Genomic DNA, 17,080 nt, shown 5'->3' with positions numbered 1-17,080 from the left:
GCCCGTTCTTAAGAAGAGTGCAAAATATTGGTTTGAGCTAATGGATTAATTTCTAATAACCAGGCTCTTCCTCGTACTCAGGAGTCTTAGTTTTCTCAGGGATATTCACGCGAGGAGCCTGGTAAGGCTTCGGTGCCTCATCGTCAGCCCAAGCATCAGCCTCCACATCATCCTCGTACTCCACCACCGGCTGCTTCGGGCGAGAAATCTCAGCGCGAGTGTACTGCGGTTTCTCCTCGTACTCCTCCTCGTAATCGTCCTCCTCACCGCCCCAATTATCCTCTTCGTAATCCTCGTAATCGTCGATTATTGGCTCAGGCTGCTGTACCTGCACCGCGCGCATGGGCGGCTGGCGAACCGCAGGCCGATTCCACTCTAAATCCTCATCCCAAGGAACTTCCTCCACCGCAGGCGCAGCTACGCGGCTCCGCATTTCCGGTGCAGGTATCCGCACGCCCGGGCCCAATTGATTTCCCGTAGCCACGGGTTTCGGATAATAACCTGCCTCGTCCTCTTCTCGTTCCCAAGGTGCTTGGCCCAAACCAACGCGCTCCAGCAAACCCACACTAAGCTGCCTGAGCCTTTCCTCGGAACCTTCAAACACAATCAAGCGATTCGGGCCGCTGCTGACAATTTCTTCAATCCCCAACTCGTAAGTGCTGAGAACTTGGTCGGGGATTTGGGGGATTCCCAAGGAAGCGATAATTATAGAAACTAACTTACCGTCTTCCGGGTCGAACCTAAAGCCCCGCACCCTACCCAAAAGTTCGCCGGTTTCGGTAATAACTTCGCTGTTAATCAAAATGCTGTAGACTTCAACATCAACATCATCTTCGATCGCGCTCTCATCTTCCACCAACAGCACGTCGCCGATTTCACTGACATTGCTGAGGAACATAAACTTCGGCATTCCAGCGACCGCGAATATATTATCTCGCAGACCGATCGCCACAACTTCCCGCCGATCGATGTCCACCCACAATTGACTAACCACCCCCAAGCGTTTACCTCTGTCGCGGGTGATGACCTGAGTGCCTAGAATGTCGGAGCGTTGGCAGATTTGTTCGGATGTCATTCTAACTTTAATCCTGATTTATTAAGTACATATATCACTCAACACGAGCGTTAACATAAACTCCGGGACTACAACTTCAGTCCTATGACTTGAGTATAAGCTCCCCGTGCTTGAGTAACACCAATTGTACGCTCAGCCGATTGAATCATAGGTCGCCGCAAACTCACAACAATAAACTGGGCTTGTTCCGACTGTCGTTTTATCATTCTAGCCAATCGCTCCACATTTGCCCCATCCAGAAACATATCCACTTCATCAAAAGCGTAAAACGTAGACGGGCGGTAGCGTTGCAGCGCAAAAATAAAACTCAGCGCCGTCAAGGACTTTTCGCCTCCAGACATGGAAGCCAGCCGCTGTACGGGTTTGCCCTTCGGGTGAGCAACCAAATTCAAGCCGCTGCTGAAGGGGTCTTCCTGGTCATCTAGCTGGAGATAGCCGTCGCCTTCGGAAAGTTCCGCAAAAATAGTCTGGAAGTTCTCGTTAACCGCGTCGAAAGCTTCTTTAAAAGCGCGCCGCCTGAGCGTGGTAAAGTTTTCGATTCTCAACAGCAGTTCAGTGCGTTCTCCTTCCAATGTCGTCAATTTTTGACTCAATTCTTGAAGGCGTTCTTGAGTGCGGTTGTATTCTTCCAAGGCTAGCATATTGACCGGTTCTAAAGCTTGAATACGTTTGGCGATCGCCTTTACTTCCTGCTGCAATTCCGTCAAATTGGCTTTCTCGACATTTTCAGGAATCGACGGCACGGGGTCGGGCATTTCCGCCCGCTGCGCTTCCAATAGAGTGCGGACTGCGCTCAATTGTTCCCGGCGTTCTTGCTGGGTTTCGTGGAGTTTTTGCAACTGCCATTGTAACTGCTGTTTGGCTAAATGCTGTTCTCGCAGTTGAGATTCCGCCCGATCGCGCTCTCCCTTCTGCACGCCCAATTTTTCCTCAATTTCCCCCAAAGCCGCCTTAGCTTCCGCAATTTGCCGATCGAGTTCTAACTGCTGGGAAACAATGCGATCGAGTGCATCCGCCCCCGCGTTTTGCTGCACTTGCCATTCCTGCAATTTCTCGCTGCCTTCCTTAATTTTGTCTTCCAAACGCCCGAATTGATTTTCCAAGTCTCCTTGGCGCTGCTGGACGTTTCTCAGAGCCAATTCTCGCTCTTGGAGCTGCGCTTCTAGAGTACGCAAACTCGATTGCATTTGCTGCCATTCGCTGTGACTGTTCGACTCTTCCAACTGCGCCAAAGTTTGGCGGTATTGCTGCAATTGAGTTTCCTGTGCGGGCAATTCTCGTTCCAGCAACTGCAATCTCGCTCGCGAATTAGTTAATTCCTGTGTATTTTTCGCAATTTGCGATCGCACTTGTTCCTGTTGCGCTTGCAAATTCTTAATTTCTGAATCCAACTGTTCCAAGCGCAACTGATGTTCGCGCAAATTTTGTTTCGCTTCCATCAATTCTTGGCTGCGAGTTTTAACTGCAACAGAAGCGCGATCGATCGCAATTTTGCACCGTTCCAAAATCCGCTCAATTTCCTCCAACCTTTCTTGCAGAGATGCGATCGTCCGCGCTTCACTAGCAGCCTCACTAGCCTCAACCGTGCCAAAATGCAAGGTAGATCTGTTAGTAGAACTTCCCCCAGTCATCGCCCCGCTAGTTTCCAAAATTTCCCCGTCCAAAGTGACAATCCGGTACTGTCCCAAATAGCGGCGGGCGTCGCTGAGGTTGCTAAACACAACCGTACTGCCAAAAACGTAAGCAAAAATTTCCTGATACCGCGAATCGCAATCAATCAAATTAACAGCCGCATCCACAAACCCAGCCGCGCGCCGCAAATTTTCATTCACCGAATACCTGCCACCTCTAATCTTATTCAAAGGCAAAAACGTCATCCTTCCCGCCCGTTTTTGTTTCAACAATTCGATCGCCGCAGCAGCCACGCTGTCATCTTCCACCACCATATTTCCCATGCGTCCGCCCGCCGCAATTTCCAGCGCCAACTGATAGCGCGGTTCCACCCGGCCGAGTTGAGCCACCAAGCCACAAACTCCGCCAATTCCGCTTTGCGCGACAATTTTTGCAGTAAACGTTCCCGTCGCTTCTTGCAGTGCTTGAAACTGCACTTCTAGTTTGTCTAATTTGCGCTGTCTTTCCCGCTGTTCTTCCAACAAACGAGTTTGAGTTTCCTGTTGCAGTTGCAATTCTTGTTCGGCTTCGACTAAAATCTGATTCAGCGATTCTACTTGCAAAGATGCAACGCCTTTGGTTTCCACAAGGCGAGATTGCTGCTCTTTTTTCGCGGCAATTTCCTGTTCCAATACTTGCAGCGATTGGTTTTGTTCTTGAATTTGACTTTGCAGGCGATCGGCTCTTTCGCCAATGGTAGCTTGTTCTGTACGCTGCGGTTCCAAAGTTTGTTGAATTGTTTCGATTTGGCGGTGCAATTCCGTTTGCTGCTGTACCCAAACTTCGGCCGTCGAGGCGATCGCATTTGCAACTTCCCGACTTTCATCTAAACTTTGCTGGGCTGCGTCCCGCTGTTCCTGCAAAATTCCTATTTGAGATTTAACATAAGATATTTCAATCTCAATTTGCTCCAAACTTTGCCGGAATTGCCGAACTTCTTCCTCGGTTTGTGCTATATTAGCAGCCATTTGTCCAGCAGTTTTTTCCAAATCTTGTTTGCGGTTTTGCAGTTGCCGCCGTTCCGCTTCCTGAGTCGCAATCGTCGCTTGCAAAGCCAACAGTTCCGACTCTCCCAAAGCTTTAACGCGGGCATTCAGCGCATCAAGTTCGGCGGTTGCTTCTTGAATTTGGGTACTAATTGCTTGTAGTTGTTCCGTGAGAGATGCAGAAGTGCGATCGCCCGTTTCGATTTGTTCTCGCAGTTTCCATTCTTGCTGCTGCAGTTGGCGGAATTTTAGCACAATTTCCCATTGCGACTTTTCTTGAAATTCCGCCCGCAGCTTTTGATATTTTTCCGCTTTTGTGCGATCGGAAGCCAGTCTATCGCGCTGAGAAATCAGCTCTTTTTCTACAATGCGGCTGCGTTCTTCCACATCCTTAACTTCATCCAACTTCTGCCTAGCTAAGGAGATTTTGCGATCGAACTGAGCCACGCCAGCTAATTCGTCAATAATTTCTCTGCGTTCCTTAGAATTCATCGAAATAATGCTGGTAACGTCTCCTTGCAGCACGACGTTATAGCCTTCGGGATAAATTCGCAAGCGGTTGAGTTGTTCGTGAAGTTGAGTCAGCGTGCAAGGTTGGCCGTTAATGTAATAAGTTGAAGTGTAAGTACCTTGGCGAGTTACCCGAAGTTTGCGGGTCACACTCCACTCATCCGATTTTGGATTTGGGATTTTGGATTTTCGATTGGTAGCGAGTAGTTGCCCGTTGTTGTCTTGAGTTGCTGCGATTTCAATCTCTTCTACGTCTTCAACAGATAACTCTTCGGATTTTGGATTTTGGATTTTGGATTTTCGATTGGCAGATGATTGGCCGTTGTTGTCTTGAGTTTCGACAGTTTCTATCCCTTCGGCTTCTTCAACAGATAGAGGCGATTTTCGATTGGCAGGAGATGATTGGCCGTTGTTGTCTTGAGTTTCGGCAAGTTCTCTCCCTTCGACTTCCTCTGCTTCAACAGATAACTCATCTGCTGCATTTTCATCCTCATCTTCATCCCGGGCGAACCATTCCTCCCCCACATCTTCCAGCGCAAAAGTCGCAGTCACGCTAGCTTCGATCGTACCGCGTTTGTTTTGGGCGCTGTTCACCAAATCCGGCAAACGTTCAGCCCGCATTCCCTTAGAACTCGAAAGTCCGAGACAAAACAGCAAAGCGTCGAGGATGTTGGACTTCCCAGAACCGTTGGGCCCGGAAACCACAGTAAAACCGGGCAGCACGGGAATGGCCGTCGTGCCGCCAAAAGATTTAAAGTTCGTCAGTTCGATCCGTTTAATGTGAACCATATGCTAGGAGTAGCTTTGGCTCTAGGTTGTTGTCACAGGGTAGCACAGGCAATGGGCCGATCGACAATGTGTTAACTTTCTGGCATTGTCGATCGAACCGATATCTTACACCTTTGTCAACAACCGAGCCTGCTTTTACTTAAAAAGTGCGTTGACAAAGGTACAATATCTGTGATCGAAGCGACCGCTACAAATGAACGTAAATTTTGATACAGATAACTTCATTAGACTCGATCGACATTATTTATGCCATTAAACATGAAAGCCTTGTCCCTATTGAATTCCAGCAAATATAATTCCCGGAATTCCTCATGTTACCCCTAGACATATAAAAACTTTCCGGTAAAATCGAACCAAAATTAATAATGTATAAAGTAACGAAGCGAATTATGGAGGGCAAACCCATTACACCAGCTCAGAACTCATCTAACGTGCCAGCTTCACCTGAAAGCGACCAACAAGTATTGCAAATTTGGGGTCGCCAGCCCCTTAAAGGACACGTCAAAATCAGCGGCGCCAAAAACTCGGCCTTAGTCGTCATGGCAGGAGCCCTGCTATGCCCAGAGGATTGCCGTCTCCGCAACGTTCCTGGTCTAGTCGATGTCGCCCGCATGGGACAAATTCTCTCGGCTGTAGGAGTCAAATTACAACAGCACGGCGACGTTTTAGACATCAACGCCAGCAACCTCATAGACGCTCAAGCCCCCTACGAATTAGTCAGCCAACTGCGGGCGAGCTTCTTCATCATCGGCCCACTGCTAGCGCGTTTGGGATTTGCCAAAGTACCCTTGCCCGGTGGGTGCGCCATCGGTGCCCGACCGGTTGAACTTCACGTTCGCGGTCTGCAAGCCCTCGGTGCCGAAGTCCACATCGACCACGGCACGGTTCACGCTTACGTCAAAGGGCCGAACCGCCGCCTGAAAGGAGCCAAAATTTATTTGGACTACCCCAGCGTCGGCGCAACTGAAACTTTGATGATGGCGGCGACTCTGGCGGAAGGAGAAACCGTGATTGAAAATGCGGCTCAAGAGCCGGAAGTCGCTGATTTGGCGAATTTCTGCCGCGCAATGGGAGCAAAAATTCAAGGCGCTGGCACGAATACGATCGTCATTTCGGGAGTTCCCAAGCTGCACGCGGTAGACTATTCAATTATTCCCGATCGCATTGAAGCCGGAACATTTTTAGTAGCAGGAGCCATCACTCACTCCGAAATCAGTTTGTCGCCGGTAATTCCCGACCACCTGACGGCAGTCATTGCCAAATTGAAGACTATTGGGGCGAAAATTATTGCAGAATCCCCCGACATTTTGCGGATAGTTCCCGGCAAAACTCACTCGGCCACAGACATAGAAACTCTGCCTTACCCCGGTTTCCCCACAGATATGCAAGCTCAGTTTATGGCTTTGCTGACGCTGAGCGAAGGCGACAGCTTGATCAAAGAAACCGTGTTTGAGAATCGCTTGCGCCACGTAGCAGAACTCAACCGCATGGGCGCCGACATTCGCCTGAAAGGCAATGTAGCGATTGTGCGCGGAGTGTCGCGGCTGTCGGGTGCGCCGGTAGTGGCAACAGATTTGCGGGCTTCGGCGGCGTTAGTGTTAGCGGGACTTGCAGCCGATGGTGTCACAACCATCAGCAGCTTGCAGCACTTAGACCGCGGCTATGAGCAGTTAGAGGTGAAACTGCAAAAATTGGGAGCTAAGTTGCGGCGCGTCAAAGAGGGTACAGACCCGGCGACTGCTGAGGCTCCTGTCAATCCCGTGCGATCGGGTTTAAACTGTTAATTAGTCATTAGTCAGCAGTCATTAGTCATTAGGAAGAAGGAAGAAGGAAGAAGGAAGAAGGAAGAAGGAAGAAGAAAGAAAAATAATTCAACCTTTTTCAATTGCCAATTCATAATTCCCATTTCCCAATGACCAATGACTAACGACCAGTGACTATTGACTAATGACTCAGGATTAAAATGTCGAACATACCGCTCATCGGTTTGAAAGCAGACCAGTTTCGCCACCCGCTAGACTTGGAAGCTACCAGCACTCTCAAACAACTGCCCGGGCTTGATTTGATCGTGCGGCAGTTGCTGGGACAACTTGGCGAACAGTTTTTTATGCTGGAAAATCTGGCTTCCAGCGTCCAAGTCGGCGAAAATCAATTGCCCCACCTGCATCAATTGCTAGTGGATGCCTGCAAAACTCTGGATTTGGAGGTGCCGCAGCTTTATGTCCGCCAGCATCCGATGCCGAATGCTTACACCTTTGCGATGCGGGGAAAACAGCCTTTTGTGGTGATGCACACTTCTCTGATTGATTTGCTCACAGACGAGGAAGTTAAGGCAGTAATTGCTCACGAGTTGGGGCATTTGAAGTGCGAGCACGGAGTTTACCTGACTCTGGCTAATTTAATTGTGTTGGCTGCAGGGCAAATTTCGCCTGTGGGAGCCGTGCTGGCTCAGGGTTTGCAGGCGCAAATGTTGGAATGGTTGCGGTGTGCGGAATTTACGTGCGATCGCGCCGCCTTGCTCGCGACTCAAGACCCAAGGGTGGTAGCATCACTGTTGATGAAACTGGCCGGAGGTTCGCCGACTTTAGCTCCCAAACTGAATGTCGATGCGTTTTTGGCGCAGGCCCGGGCCTACGACGACCTCAGCACCACTCAACTGGGAGAAATGCTCAAACAAGCTCAGACGGCTCAGTTGTCCCATCCTGTACCAGTCTTGCGCGCCAGAGAGATCGATCGCTGGGCAAGTTCAAAAGATTATGAATCTTTGCTTGCAGGAAATCGATCGGTGTGTTATGATGGTGAAACGAAAAAGGGCGGGTGGCGAAATTGGTAGACGCATCAGACTCAAAATCTGACACCGAAAGGTATGAGAGTTCGATTCTCTCCCCGCCCACTGCTAGAACAGCTTAATAAATCTAGGGTTCCAGATGATAAGTCTGGAACCCTAATTTATATGGCATGGGGAATTAGTAATTGGGAATTGGGAATTGGGCATCGCGCTTGCAGTCAACACTCAACAGTCAACACTCAACAGTCAACAAATTTTATGGGTGAAATCGCCGCTTTAGGCGCTGCCTTGGTCTGGGCTCTATCTTCCACCATCTGGCAGCGAGTGGGACAGCAAATCCCCGCAGTGGTGCTCAACTTGCTCAAAGGCGCGATCGCCCTTTTCATGCTCCTTGCCACTGTACTAATTTTAGGCAAACCTTTACCCGCAATCCACCCTAATATTTTAGCCATGCTGCTCATTAGCGGCGGCCTAGGAATTGGCATCGGAGACACCGCTTTCTTTATAGTATTAAAATATTTAGGCGCGAGGCGAACGCTGCTTTTAGAAACCCTATCTCCCCCTTTAACAGCTTTATTGGGCTTAATATTTTTGCAAGAAAAGTTATCGCCCATTGCTTGTACTGGCATTCTTTTAACAATCTGCGGGGTAGCGTGGGTAATTGCCGAACGAACAGCCGAAACAACCTTATCATCAAAACATATTTGGCAGGGATTAGGTATTAGTTTATTAGGACAAACAAGCCACGCCGCTGGAGCAATTTTATCCCGCGCCGCCTTCACTCAAATAGATATTGATCCCCTGTGGACAGCCGCCTTGCGTTTGAGCGGCGGCATGGCAGTCATGCTGTGCTTTTTTAAGCCAACAAACCTTGACAGTTTAAAACAATTAAAATCCTCAAAAACATTAGGTGCCATAATTGTGGCAGCTTTTTTAGGAACTTATCTCGGGATTTTCCTACAACAGACTTCGCTGAAATATGCACCCGCAGCAATCGCTCAAACACTCAGTTCTACAAGTCCCCTATTTATACTGCCTTTAGCGGTGCTGGCGGGCGAAAAAGTGAGCATTCGGGCTGTTTTGGGGGTAGTTGGTGCGATCGGCGGAATCGCCTTATTATTGGGTTTGAAGTGATTAGATTTGATATCAATTCCGGTGACACCGAAATGATTGTTTACTGTTGACTGTTGACTGTTGACTGTTGACGGGCGGGTCGAAAAACTGAATGGTTGAGTGTTAACTGTTGACTCGATTAGGCACGGCGCCGTGTCCTGGCAGTGGGTAATATTAATTCCGATGCTACCGGATTTGATCTCACAACTCCCACGAGTGGAAACAAAACTCTACGGAGAGATTGAGAAGCAAATTGCAACCGCTCGCCAGAAGGAAGAGGAAGTGATTTATGCTTCTCATACTTGGGTAAAATAATTGGCAGAAGTACATTGCCGAATGTCTAGAAGTCCCCACAGTTGACCAAGGCGAAACCATAGAAGAAGCGATCGCCAATCTTAAACAAGCTACAAAACTCTATCTCGAAGAATGTCCATTATTAGAACCCCAACTTCTTGAAGAAGTCGGGGCTCTAGCTACTCTTACAAATTGCAACTCATATCCCCAGATAATTGACTGAAACGCGCATTTTCCCGATAGTCTACCGGACAATCAATCACGCAAGGGACATCTTGAGCCAGGGCTTCTTTGAGGATGGGAATAAAATCGGTTGCAGATTCCACACGATAGCCTTTTAAACCCATACTTTCCGCAAATTTCACAAAATCTGGATTGCCAAATTTGACGAAATCGGAATGACCAAAATAATCTTGCTGCTTCCATTCAATTAACCCGTAACCGCCATCATTAAAGATCAGCGTCACAAAATTAGTACCGACTCGCAAAGCAGTTTCTAACTCTTGACAGTTCATCATAAAACCGCCGTCGCCGGTTGCTGCTACTACTTTGCGATCGGGATAAACGAGTTTTGCAGCTACCGCACCCGGAATCGCAATTCCCATCGCCGCAAATCCGTTGGAAATCAAACAGGTATTCGGGCGATCGCAATGATAGTGCCGCGCGATCCACATTTTGTGAGCTCCCACATCAGATATAAGAATATCTTCCGGGCCCAGGACTTGCCGCAAATCGTAAATGAGTTTTTGTGGCTTGATCGGGAAACCGTCGTCGGCTGCATATTGTTCGTACCCAGCGCGAATATCCGCCCGCAATTGCTTAGCAAAAGGGTCTACTTTCTCCATGCGATCGGCCCGCTGCAAAATTTCATTGAGGGAATCAGAAATATCTCCCACAACTTCTATAATAGGAATATAACTGCTGTCAATTTCTGCTGGCAAAGATCCAATGTGAATAATCGGAATTTTTCCTTCGGGATTCCACTTCTTCGGCGAATATTCAATTAAATCGTAGCCAACAGCAATCACTAAATCCGTTTCTTCAAAAGCACAGCTAATATAATCCCGTTTTTGCAATCCCGTCGTCCAAAGCGCCAAAGGATGAGTGTAAGGAATTACACCTTTGCCCATGAAAGTATTAGCTACAGGAATATTCAATCGAGTAGCAAATTGTGTCAAAGCATCGCTGGCGTTAGCACGGATCGCGCCGTTTCCTACTAAAAGCAGAGGACTTTTTGCCTTGGAAATTGCCACAGCGGCTTTATTCAAGCTTTGGTAAGCGCCAAAAGTTTTTTCGCGGTTGTCTTTGGTGAGCGGAGTTCCTTCAGCAGGCATTGCTGCGATGTTTTCAGGTAAATCAATATGAACTGCTCCCGGCTTTTCACTTTGAGCTACTTTAAAGGCTTTGCGGACAATTTCTGCCGTCGTACTGGGGCGAACAATTTGAGCATTCCACTTAGTAACTGGCTCAAACATGGCAACCAAATCTAAATATTGGTGCGATTCTATGTGCATCCTGTCTGTGCCCACTTGTCCGGTAATTGCTATTAAAGGAGCGCCGTCTAAGTTAGCGTCAGCAACTCCTGTCATTAAGTTAGTTGCGCCGGGGCCCAAGGTGGACAAGCAAACGCCGGCTTTGCCGGTGAGACGACCGTAAACGTCGGCCATGAAAGCCGCGCCTTGTTCGTGGCGAGTAGTAATAAATTTAATTGAAGAGTTTCTCAGGGCTTCTAGAATTTCTAAATTTTCTTCTCCAGGAAGTCCGAAGACGTATTCGACGCCTTCATTTTCTAAACATTTTACCAATAGTTGAGCTGTGTTCATTTCCGTTTCTCTCCTCGGTTAATGGGGGTTTGTGGTCTTTTTAAACCGATCGCAAAAATACTAAATTGGAATTTTTAACCGCCGGTAAACGCAGATAAACGCAGACTTATGTAGATTTGTGCGATCGGTTGATAGAGTGGGAGCTTATTTCACCCACACTGTTTTTATGTTAACAAATTCGTGCATTCCTTGGATGCTCAATTCGCGTCCGTAACCGGAGCGTTTGATGCCGCCGAAGGGCAATCTAGGGTCAGATTTTACTAAACCGTTAATGAATACCGCGCCGGCATCGAGTTCGGAAATAAATCGATCGCTCTCTGAGTTTACTGTAGTCCAAGCTGACGCACCCAAGCCAAAAGATGTGCTATTTGCGAGTTCGATTGCCTCATCGATGCCTGCAACTCGGAATACTAAAGCTACAGGCCCGAAAAATTCTTCTTGACGGGCAGAGGCATTCGGCGGAATGTCTGCGAGAATAGTTGGCAAGTAGAAATTGCCGGCCTTCTCTGACAATGGGCGCCCACCTGTCAGAAGTTTTGCTCCCGATTGGATGCAAGTTTGCACTTGATTGTCCAAGTCTTTGAGGATTGCGGGAGTAGCTAAAGGGCCGATATCGGTTTCGGGCAACATCGGATCGCCTACTTTTAATTGCTCGAATTTTTCGACAAATCCTGTGATGAATTCGTCGGCAATCTCTTCTGCTAAAATAAAGCGTTTGGCGGCGATGCAAGATTGACCGTTATTGAGCATCCGGGATGTCACCGCAGTTGATAAAGCTGCTGTTAAATCGGCACTGGACATCACAATAAAGGGGTCGCTTCCTCCCAATTCCAGCACTACTTTTTTCAAATTTTTGCCCGCATTTGCTGCCAAACTTTCACCCGCTGGTTCGCTACCGGTGAGAGTTGCTGCTTTTATACGATCGTCCGCAACGATATCGGCTACTTTGTCCGCGCCGACTAACAAAGTTTGAAAAACTCCTTCGGGAAAGCCAGCAAGCGTAAAAATTTCTTCGATTTTCAAAGCGCACTGAGGCACGTTGGAAGCGTGTTTGAGCAAGCCGACATTGCCCGCCATCAGTGCTGGCGCCGCAAACCGAAAAACTTGCCAAAATGGGAAATTCCACGGCATAACGGCTAAAATAGGGCCCAGCGGTTGGTAGCGGACAAAGCTGCTGCTAGCGTCAGTGGTTGCCGGTACGTCTGCCATAAATTGAGCGGCATTTTTGGCGTAATACCGACAAACTAAGGCGCATTTTTCCACTTCGCCGATCGCAGATTTGAGCGTTTTGCCCATTTCCATGGTCATCATTTCAGCGTAAATTTCGCGATCGCGCTCCAAGATGTCTGCTGCTTTCTGCATCCACAGAGATCTCTGCTCAAACGGCAGTTGGCGGTATTTTTTAAAAGCTTGCTGTGCTAATTCCAGCTTAGCTTCTATTACCTCATCCGCCATCGGCTCGAAAGTTTTCAGCGTTTCTCCCGTTGCAGGGTTGATAGTAGCAATAGCCATTGTTTCATCTCCTGTGTGAAAAACACAAAACTCCCTGCTAGTTTTCAGCCTAGGCAGGGAGTTGTATTAAGGTATTACAAAATAGGAATTTACCAGCCACGTTTTCTTTCAGGTCTTGCCAATTTGCAAGTGCCGCGATTTGTTTAAATTTCTCTACTTTTAATTATAGTTCAGAGTCTCGATCGCAAATCTTAAGAAAATTTGTCTTTCTGAAATCAAGCACAAATCTCAAGAACAGGCTTTCCGGCCTGTTCCATAAAAGTTAAATGTTTTTGTAGTGCGGGACGCCCGCCCCTGACAGCTTTATTCACAATTAATGGTGCAAGATGGATGAAATATCGGGTCGGGTGTCCCTCCGCCTTGCATTCTCAAGAACAGGCCCGACGGCCTGTTCCACTACACATTTCTCAATTCCTCTCCCTCAAACAGACTGTTCCTGGACGTAATCCTGCACGTAAGACTGATAGTAATACCTGCTACCTTTATCGTTATTTGCCACCATTCCCAACAGCGGAATTCCCGCCATTTTCAAATCTTCAAAAGCCAACAACAGGGCCTCCCGCTCAGTTTGATGCAGCCCCACTACCAGCATCAATCCGTTAGTGTGAGCCGCCAACAAATTCGCATCCGCCAAACCCAAAAGCGGTGGAGTATCGTAAATAACTAAGTCAAAATGACTTGACAAAGCTGCCATTAAATGTGTCATTTTTCGGGAAGAAAGCACCTTTGTGGGATCGTGAGGAACAGGGCCGGAAGTTAACACAAACAAATTTTCATCACGGGGCGATCGCACAATCACCTGTTGCACATCCACATCATCAGCAATCACATTGTGCAAGCCTTGCCAATTCGGTAAACCCAGCATTTCGTGTACCTGCGGCCGCCGTAAATCGGCATCAACTAACAGCACTTGCTGGCCCATTGCAGCAGCCGCCCGCGCCAGATTGACTGCTACAGTAGACTTGCCGTCAGCTACTTGACAAGAAGTAATTACACAAGAATTGATGGGAGTATCAAGGTTTAGTAAGCGAATATTCGCATTGAGCGAGCGAAAAGCTTCTTGAAAAGCATCCGTCGGCATCGGCGAAATTGCCACATCCACCGGGCTTGTCTCAGCAGGAGGAAGTCTCAAAATTTTATCGCTAGCAGGAATTACCCCCAACAAAGGCAGGCGAATCGACTGTTTGACATCCTCTGGAGTTTGGAACACCGTTTTATTTTTAAACCGTTCCGCCAACTGCGCCGCCAGCATACCGAACAGCAAACCAGCCAATCCCCCCAAAGCCAAATTCAAAGGCATAATCGGAGCAACAGCCCTCAACTCGCCATTTTTGTAACGTGGAATTTCCGGCTTAGCAATAACTTCCCAAGCCACCTCTTTTTTGCCCACAGCTTCAAGCTGCAAAGCTTGCTGTTTTGCCAGCAAACTATTGAGCGTATTGTTAGTCAAATCCAACTCGCGCTGCAAATCGGAATAGCGCCGCAAAATCACCGGGAATTTTTGAGAGTATTGATTCAACTGCTTAGCAGCTTGTTCCAAAACTTGATTCCGCACGCCCAGCACCTGAATTAAATTAGCAGTACCGATAAACTGCTCGATTAACTTAATCCGCACCGGATCTTGAAAAGTCAGCACTTGCGAATTTACCTTAGCCAAATCAGTTCCCAGAACCTGTTGGGCTTCTTTCTTCAACAAAGGAATCAGGTTCTTGCGCTGTTCTCGCAACAATTGCATTTGTGGAGTTTGGTCTGTAAACGTAGCCGAGTTAATCGCAATTTGCCCTTCTAATTGCTGCAATTGAGTCAGCATCGCTTGATAGCGGGGAGCTTGACTCAGAGCCGAGGCCATCAGCGCTTGCTGCTGGTTCAGTCCGAGCTGATTTTGCAGATTGGAATAGAGCAATCTCTGCTGATTGAGCTGCGTTTGCGCGTCCAATCTTTGCGCTTGAAGTTGGGTGATTTGCTGCGAAAGCTGTTGGGTTTGAATTTGCGGGTCGATGAAATTGTACTGCTGCCGCAATTTTTGAATTTCTGTTTGCAGAGCTTGTTGGCGCTTTTGCTGGTTGGGAATTTGCGATTTCACAAAATCCAGAGTCTGACTAATTTGAGTTGTGGTATCTTGCACGCTGTAGTTGCGGTAGCCTAGCGCAACTTTTTCCAAAACAAACTGAATTTTTTTCGGATCATAATCCCGATATCTAACTTCGATAATCTTGGTATTTTTGAATCGATTAATTGACAACCTAGTTTCCTGAGAAAAAGGCAAATTATCTGCTTTTTGGTTCAAGAGGTAGTTGTAATTTATTTCAGGATACTTAGCCTGCAACTGTTTAATAATCGGCGACATTACTTGCGGGCTTTGCAAAACTTGAATTTGGGATTCGTAGTCAAAACCGGCATTTTCCGTCGTCGCGGGGCCCGCTGGTTGCAGTTTCAGCTCACCGGAGTATATTTTTGCTAAAGTATTTTGCGTAACTGCTGGTTCTACTAATAATTGAAAGCGCCCTTCGTACTCGCTTTTTTGATTCAGTGTCCCGGCGAAAACTCCGGTAGTCACTGCCGCTGCTACGCCGATGACTAAGATGGAGCGACTGCGACAAACTTCCCAAAAACTTAACTCTTCTGCCTCGGTTTTGTTTCTGCCTAAAAACTGATTTTCTTCATAAAGCCCAGAAGACATTTTTTGCAGATCAGCGTTTTTTTTATGATTAAACAGTGCTACGTGAGATTGTTTCTCTGGTTTCATTTGAGTTCTACAACTTATTAGTTTAAACGTCTGTATTGGTGGCTGAGTTTCAGGAAATCGGTTGATTCCTAGATATTTCATTGCCAAACCGCAATTTTTTTATAAAGCGGGTTTCTGAGGTCTTAATGCCAGTCTATTCAACTCACCGAAAAATATCGAACAACCGGAATATTCCTAACAGCGGGCTGAGAGGAGCGAGAGTCCCGCCTACATTATCCGAGAACGTCGCGCGACCCGATCGCCTTACCATAATTACATCATTATTTTGCAGTTTGGGATTAGTTTCTTCATTGGCAGTTGCAGAAAAATTAACCTTAACAGTTAGCTGCGAAACGGTGCCGTTAGGATTGAGGCGAATTAAATTCACCGAATCCATTTCTGCCCGCGCTTTATTAAAACCTCCCGCTGCTACCAGCGCTTGATTTAAAGTAGTGTTGGGCAGCACCGCAATCGCTCCGGGTTTCACGACTTCTCCCACAATGTTCACCTTAATCGTATCAGGTGAAAAATTAGAATTAGCAACTTGTTCGTCTTGGGCTGCATCGAGGTTTTCGGCTTTGGGAACGATTACCGTATCTCCCTGTTGCAGCGCTAAATCTTGGGATACATCTCCCCCTTCCAAAAGTTGCCACAAATTCACATTAATAATTTGTTCTGTACCCGCCCGTGTCAGGCGGCGAACTTGTATTTGTCTGATATCAGCTACAGGCGTAATACCGCCCGCCATTTTAATTGCCCTCGTTACAGTTTGCTGCAAAACAGTTTCCCCGCCGTTGGTTTCCCTAGCAGCAAACAAACCAGAATTTTCACCCATTTCATTCTCTTGTACCCTACTTTGAGCCTCTTTTGCCAAAGTATAAGTACCGGGGCGAGTTACTTCGCCCACCACAGCAATATTAATTGGTTGAGTGCTTTGTCCGGTAATGTTAGCTACTGCTAAAGTCGGTGCTTCTTGGCGGTTGAGGCTAGTTACAGTGGGAATAAATATAGTATCGCCGTCGCGCAAAGTCATATCTGCCCGCAAATCGCCGTTTTGCAATAATTCCCACAAATCCACACTAATAATTTGTTCCGGTGCGTTGCGCTGGGGGCGGCGGATTTTGATTTGCCGCACGTCTGCTGACTGCGTAATTCCGCCGGCCATTCGCAGAGCCCGCGATATTGTCGGCATTTGAGTTCCCATTTGCTCTGATGTGCCTCCGGGGCCTGCTGCTGAGGATATTGTATAGGCTCCGGGGCGGTTGATTTCGCCCGCGATCGCAATTTGCAAAGGACGGGGCGCTAGCAGTTTGAGGGTAATCCAAGGACGTTTGAGGTATTTGCCGTATTTGTCTTTAACAGCATTAGAAGCTTGTTCTAAGGTCATCCCGTACACTGAAACGCTGCCAACTAACGGCAAATTCAGGGAACCGTCTGCCTGTACTTGGTGTTGACCGTTAGGGCCGCTGTATTCCGGGACGTTGAAGATGTCCATTTGAATACGATCGCCCGCTCCCAAAGTGTAAACTTCCGATCGTACACTTGAAGGTGCACTTGCCGGAATCGCCGGAAATCCCTGAACAGGAGGCACGGGTACGGGAACAGCAGAACCAGGAGGAGGAGGAGGAGGAGAGAAAGCAGGAGGAGGAGGCAAAAACTGGGCCATCCCCGGAGATGAACCCGCAGCCAGCGCTGACACTGTTAAAAATTTGACCGTGAAACCTTTGACAGTATTGAATTTTGAATAGTTTTTGCTCACCATCGCCTTTTGCCCCTATCCGCTTCCTAGCCCGC

The 17,080-nt window shown here is 47.8% G+C and carries 10 protein-coding genes and 1 tRNA gene; 5 read left to right on the top strand and 6 right to left on the bottom strand.

Features of this window, described 5'->3' with window-relative positions; genetic code table 11:
• Nucleotides 1-52: 52 nt before the first annotated feature.
• Both QUA42_RS00865 and smc read right to left on the bottom strand, forming a co-directional pair.
• The gene (locus tag QUA42_RS00865; RefSeq protein WP_333134273.1) at nt 53-1,075 is read right to left on the bottom strand and encodes a PRC-barrel domain-containing protein; all 1,023 of its coding nucleotides are present in this window, start codon (nt 1,073-1,075) and stop codon (nt 53-55) included.
• Between the two features lie 68 nt (nt 1,076-1,143).
• Nucleotides 1,144-5,031, bottom strand: coding sequence for a chromosome segregation protein SMC (gene smc, locus QUA42_RS00860; protein ID WP_333134271.1), 3,888 nt, complete (start codon nt 5,029-5,031; stop codon nt 1,144-1,146).
• 365 nt (nt 5,032-5,396) lie between these two features.
• Between smc and murA the strand changes: the two genes are divergently transcribed.
• From murA to QUA42_RS00835, 5 genes are all read left to right on the top strand, one after another.
• A complete protein-coding gene (gene murA / locus QUA42_RS00855; RefSeq protein WP_333134269.1) occupies nt 5,397-6,815 on the top strand; it encodes a UDP-N-acetylglucosamine 1-carboxyvinyltransferase in 1,419 nt (472 codons plus the stop codon).
• Nucleotides 6,816-6,994: 179 nt separating this feature from the next.
• Nucleotides 6,995-7,864, top strand: coding sequence for a M48 family metallopeptidase (locus QUA42_RS00850; protein WP_333134267.1), 870 nt, complete (start codon nt 6,995-6,997; stop codon nt 7,862-7,864).
• Nucleotides 7,843-7,924: transfer RNA gene (locus QUA42_RS00845), tRNA-Leu, on the top strand. The genes QUA42_RS00850 and QUA42_RS00845 overlap by 22 nt, the downstream gene beginning before the upstream one ends.
• A 153-nt stretch (nt 7,925-8,077) precedes the next feature.
• On the top strand, nt 8,078-8,953 hold the full coding sequence (locus QUA42_RS00840) for a DMT family transporter (protein ID WP_333134484.1): 876 nt from the start codon (nt 8,078-8,080) through the stop codon (nt 8,951-8,953).
• A gap of 99 nt (nt 8,954-9,052) precedes the next feature.
• The gene (locus tag QUA42_RS00835) at nt 9,053-9,247 is read left to right on the top strand and encodes a hypothetical protein (RefSeq protein ID WP_333134265.1); all 195 of its coding nucleotides are present in this window, start codon (nt 9,053-9,055) and stop codon (nt 9,245-9,247) included.
• Between the two features lie 164 nt (nt 9,248-9,411).
• Here the strand turns inward: QUA42_RS00835 and QUA42_RS00830 are convergent, their stop codons facing one another.
• From QUA42_RS00830 to QUA42_RS00815, 4 genes are all read right to left on the bottom strand, one after another.
• Entirely contained in the window at nt 9,412-11,049 is a 1,638-nt protein-coding gene (locus QUA42_RS00830; protein WP_333134263.1) for an acetolactate synthase large subunit, read from the bottom strand.
• A gap of 144 nt (nt 11,050-11,193) precedes the next feature.
• A complete protein-coding gene (locus tag QUA42_RS00825; RefSeq protein WP_333134261.1) occupies nt 11,194-12,561 on the bottom strand; it encodes an NAD-dependent succinate-semialdehyde dehydrogenase in 1,368 nt (455 codons plus the stop codon).
• A 421-nt stretch (nt 12,562-12,982) separates the two neighbouring features.
• The gene (locus QUA42_RS00820; RefSeq protein WP_333134258.1) at nt 12,983-15,307 is read right to left on the bottom strand and encodes a polysaccharide biosynthesis tyrosine autokinase; all 2,325 of its coding nucleotides are present in this window, start codon (nt 15,305-15,307) and stop codon (nt 12,983-12,985) included.
• Nucleotides 15,308-15,449: 142 nt separating this feature from the next.
• Nucleotides 15,450-17,048: an SLBB domain-containing protein gene (locus QUA42_RS00815; protein WP_333134256.1), complete on the bottom strand. Its 1,599-nt coding sequence runs from the start codon at nt 17,046-17,048 to the stop codon at nt 15,450-15,452.
• Nucleotides 17,049-17,080 lie beyond the last annotated feature (32 nt).

This window comes from Microcoleus sp. Pol11C2, from assembly GCF_036701505.1.
Lineage (GTDB): Bacteria > Cyanobacteriota > Cyanobacteriia > Cyanobacteriales > Microcoleaceae > Microcoleus.
Note: the sequence above shows the minus strand (reverse complement) of the source record. Positions and strands in the feature narration are given on the sequence as shown.

What these genes read in the sequence shown, in the direction of transcription:
- QUA42_RS00865 (WP_333134273.1), bottom strand. Translation starts at nt 1,075, where the DNA reads ATGACATCCGAACAAATCTGCCAACGCTCCGACATTCTAGGCACTCAG.
- smc (WP_333134271.1), bottom strand. Translation starts at nt 5,031, where the DNA reads ATGGTTCACATTAAACGGATCGAACTGACGAACTTTAAATCTTTTGGC.
- murA (WP_333134269.1), top strand. Translation starts at nt 5,397, where the DNA reads ATGTATAAAGTAACGAAGCGAATTATGGAGGGCAAACCCATTACACCA.
- QUA42_RS00850 (WP_333134267.1), top strand. Translation starts at nt 6,995, where the DNA reads ATGTCGAACATACCGCTCATCGGTTTGAAAGCAGACCAGTTTCGCCAC.
- QUA42_RS00840 (WP_333134484.1), top strand. Translation starts at nt 8,078, where the DNA reads ATGGGTGAAATCGCCGCTTTAGGCGCTGCCTTGGTCTGGGCTCTATCT.
- QUA42_RS00830 (WP_333134263.1), bottom strand. Translation starts at nt 11,049, where the DNA reads ATGAACACAGCTCAACTATTGGTAAAATGTTTAGAAAATGAAGGCGTC.
- QUA42_RS00825 (WP_333134261.1), bottom strand. Translation starts at nt 12,561, where the DNA reads ATGGCTATTGCTACTATCAACCCTGCAACGGGAGAAACGCTGAAAACT.
- QUA42_RS00820 (WP_333134258.1), bottom strand. Translation starts at nt 15,307, where the DNA reads ATGAAACCAGAGAAACAATCTCACGTAGCACTGTTTAATCATAAAAAA.
- QUA42_RS00815 (WP_333134256.1), bottom strand. Translation starts at nt 17,048, where the DNA reads ATGGTGAGCAAAAACTATTCAAAATTCAATACTGTCAAAGGTTTCACG.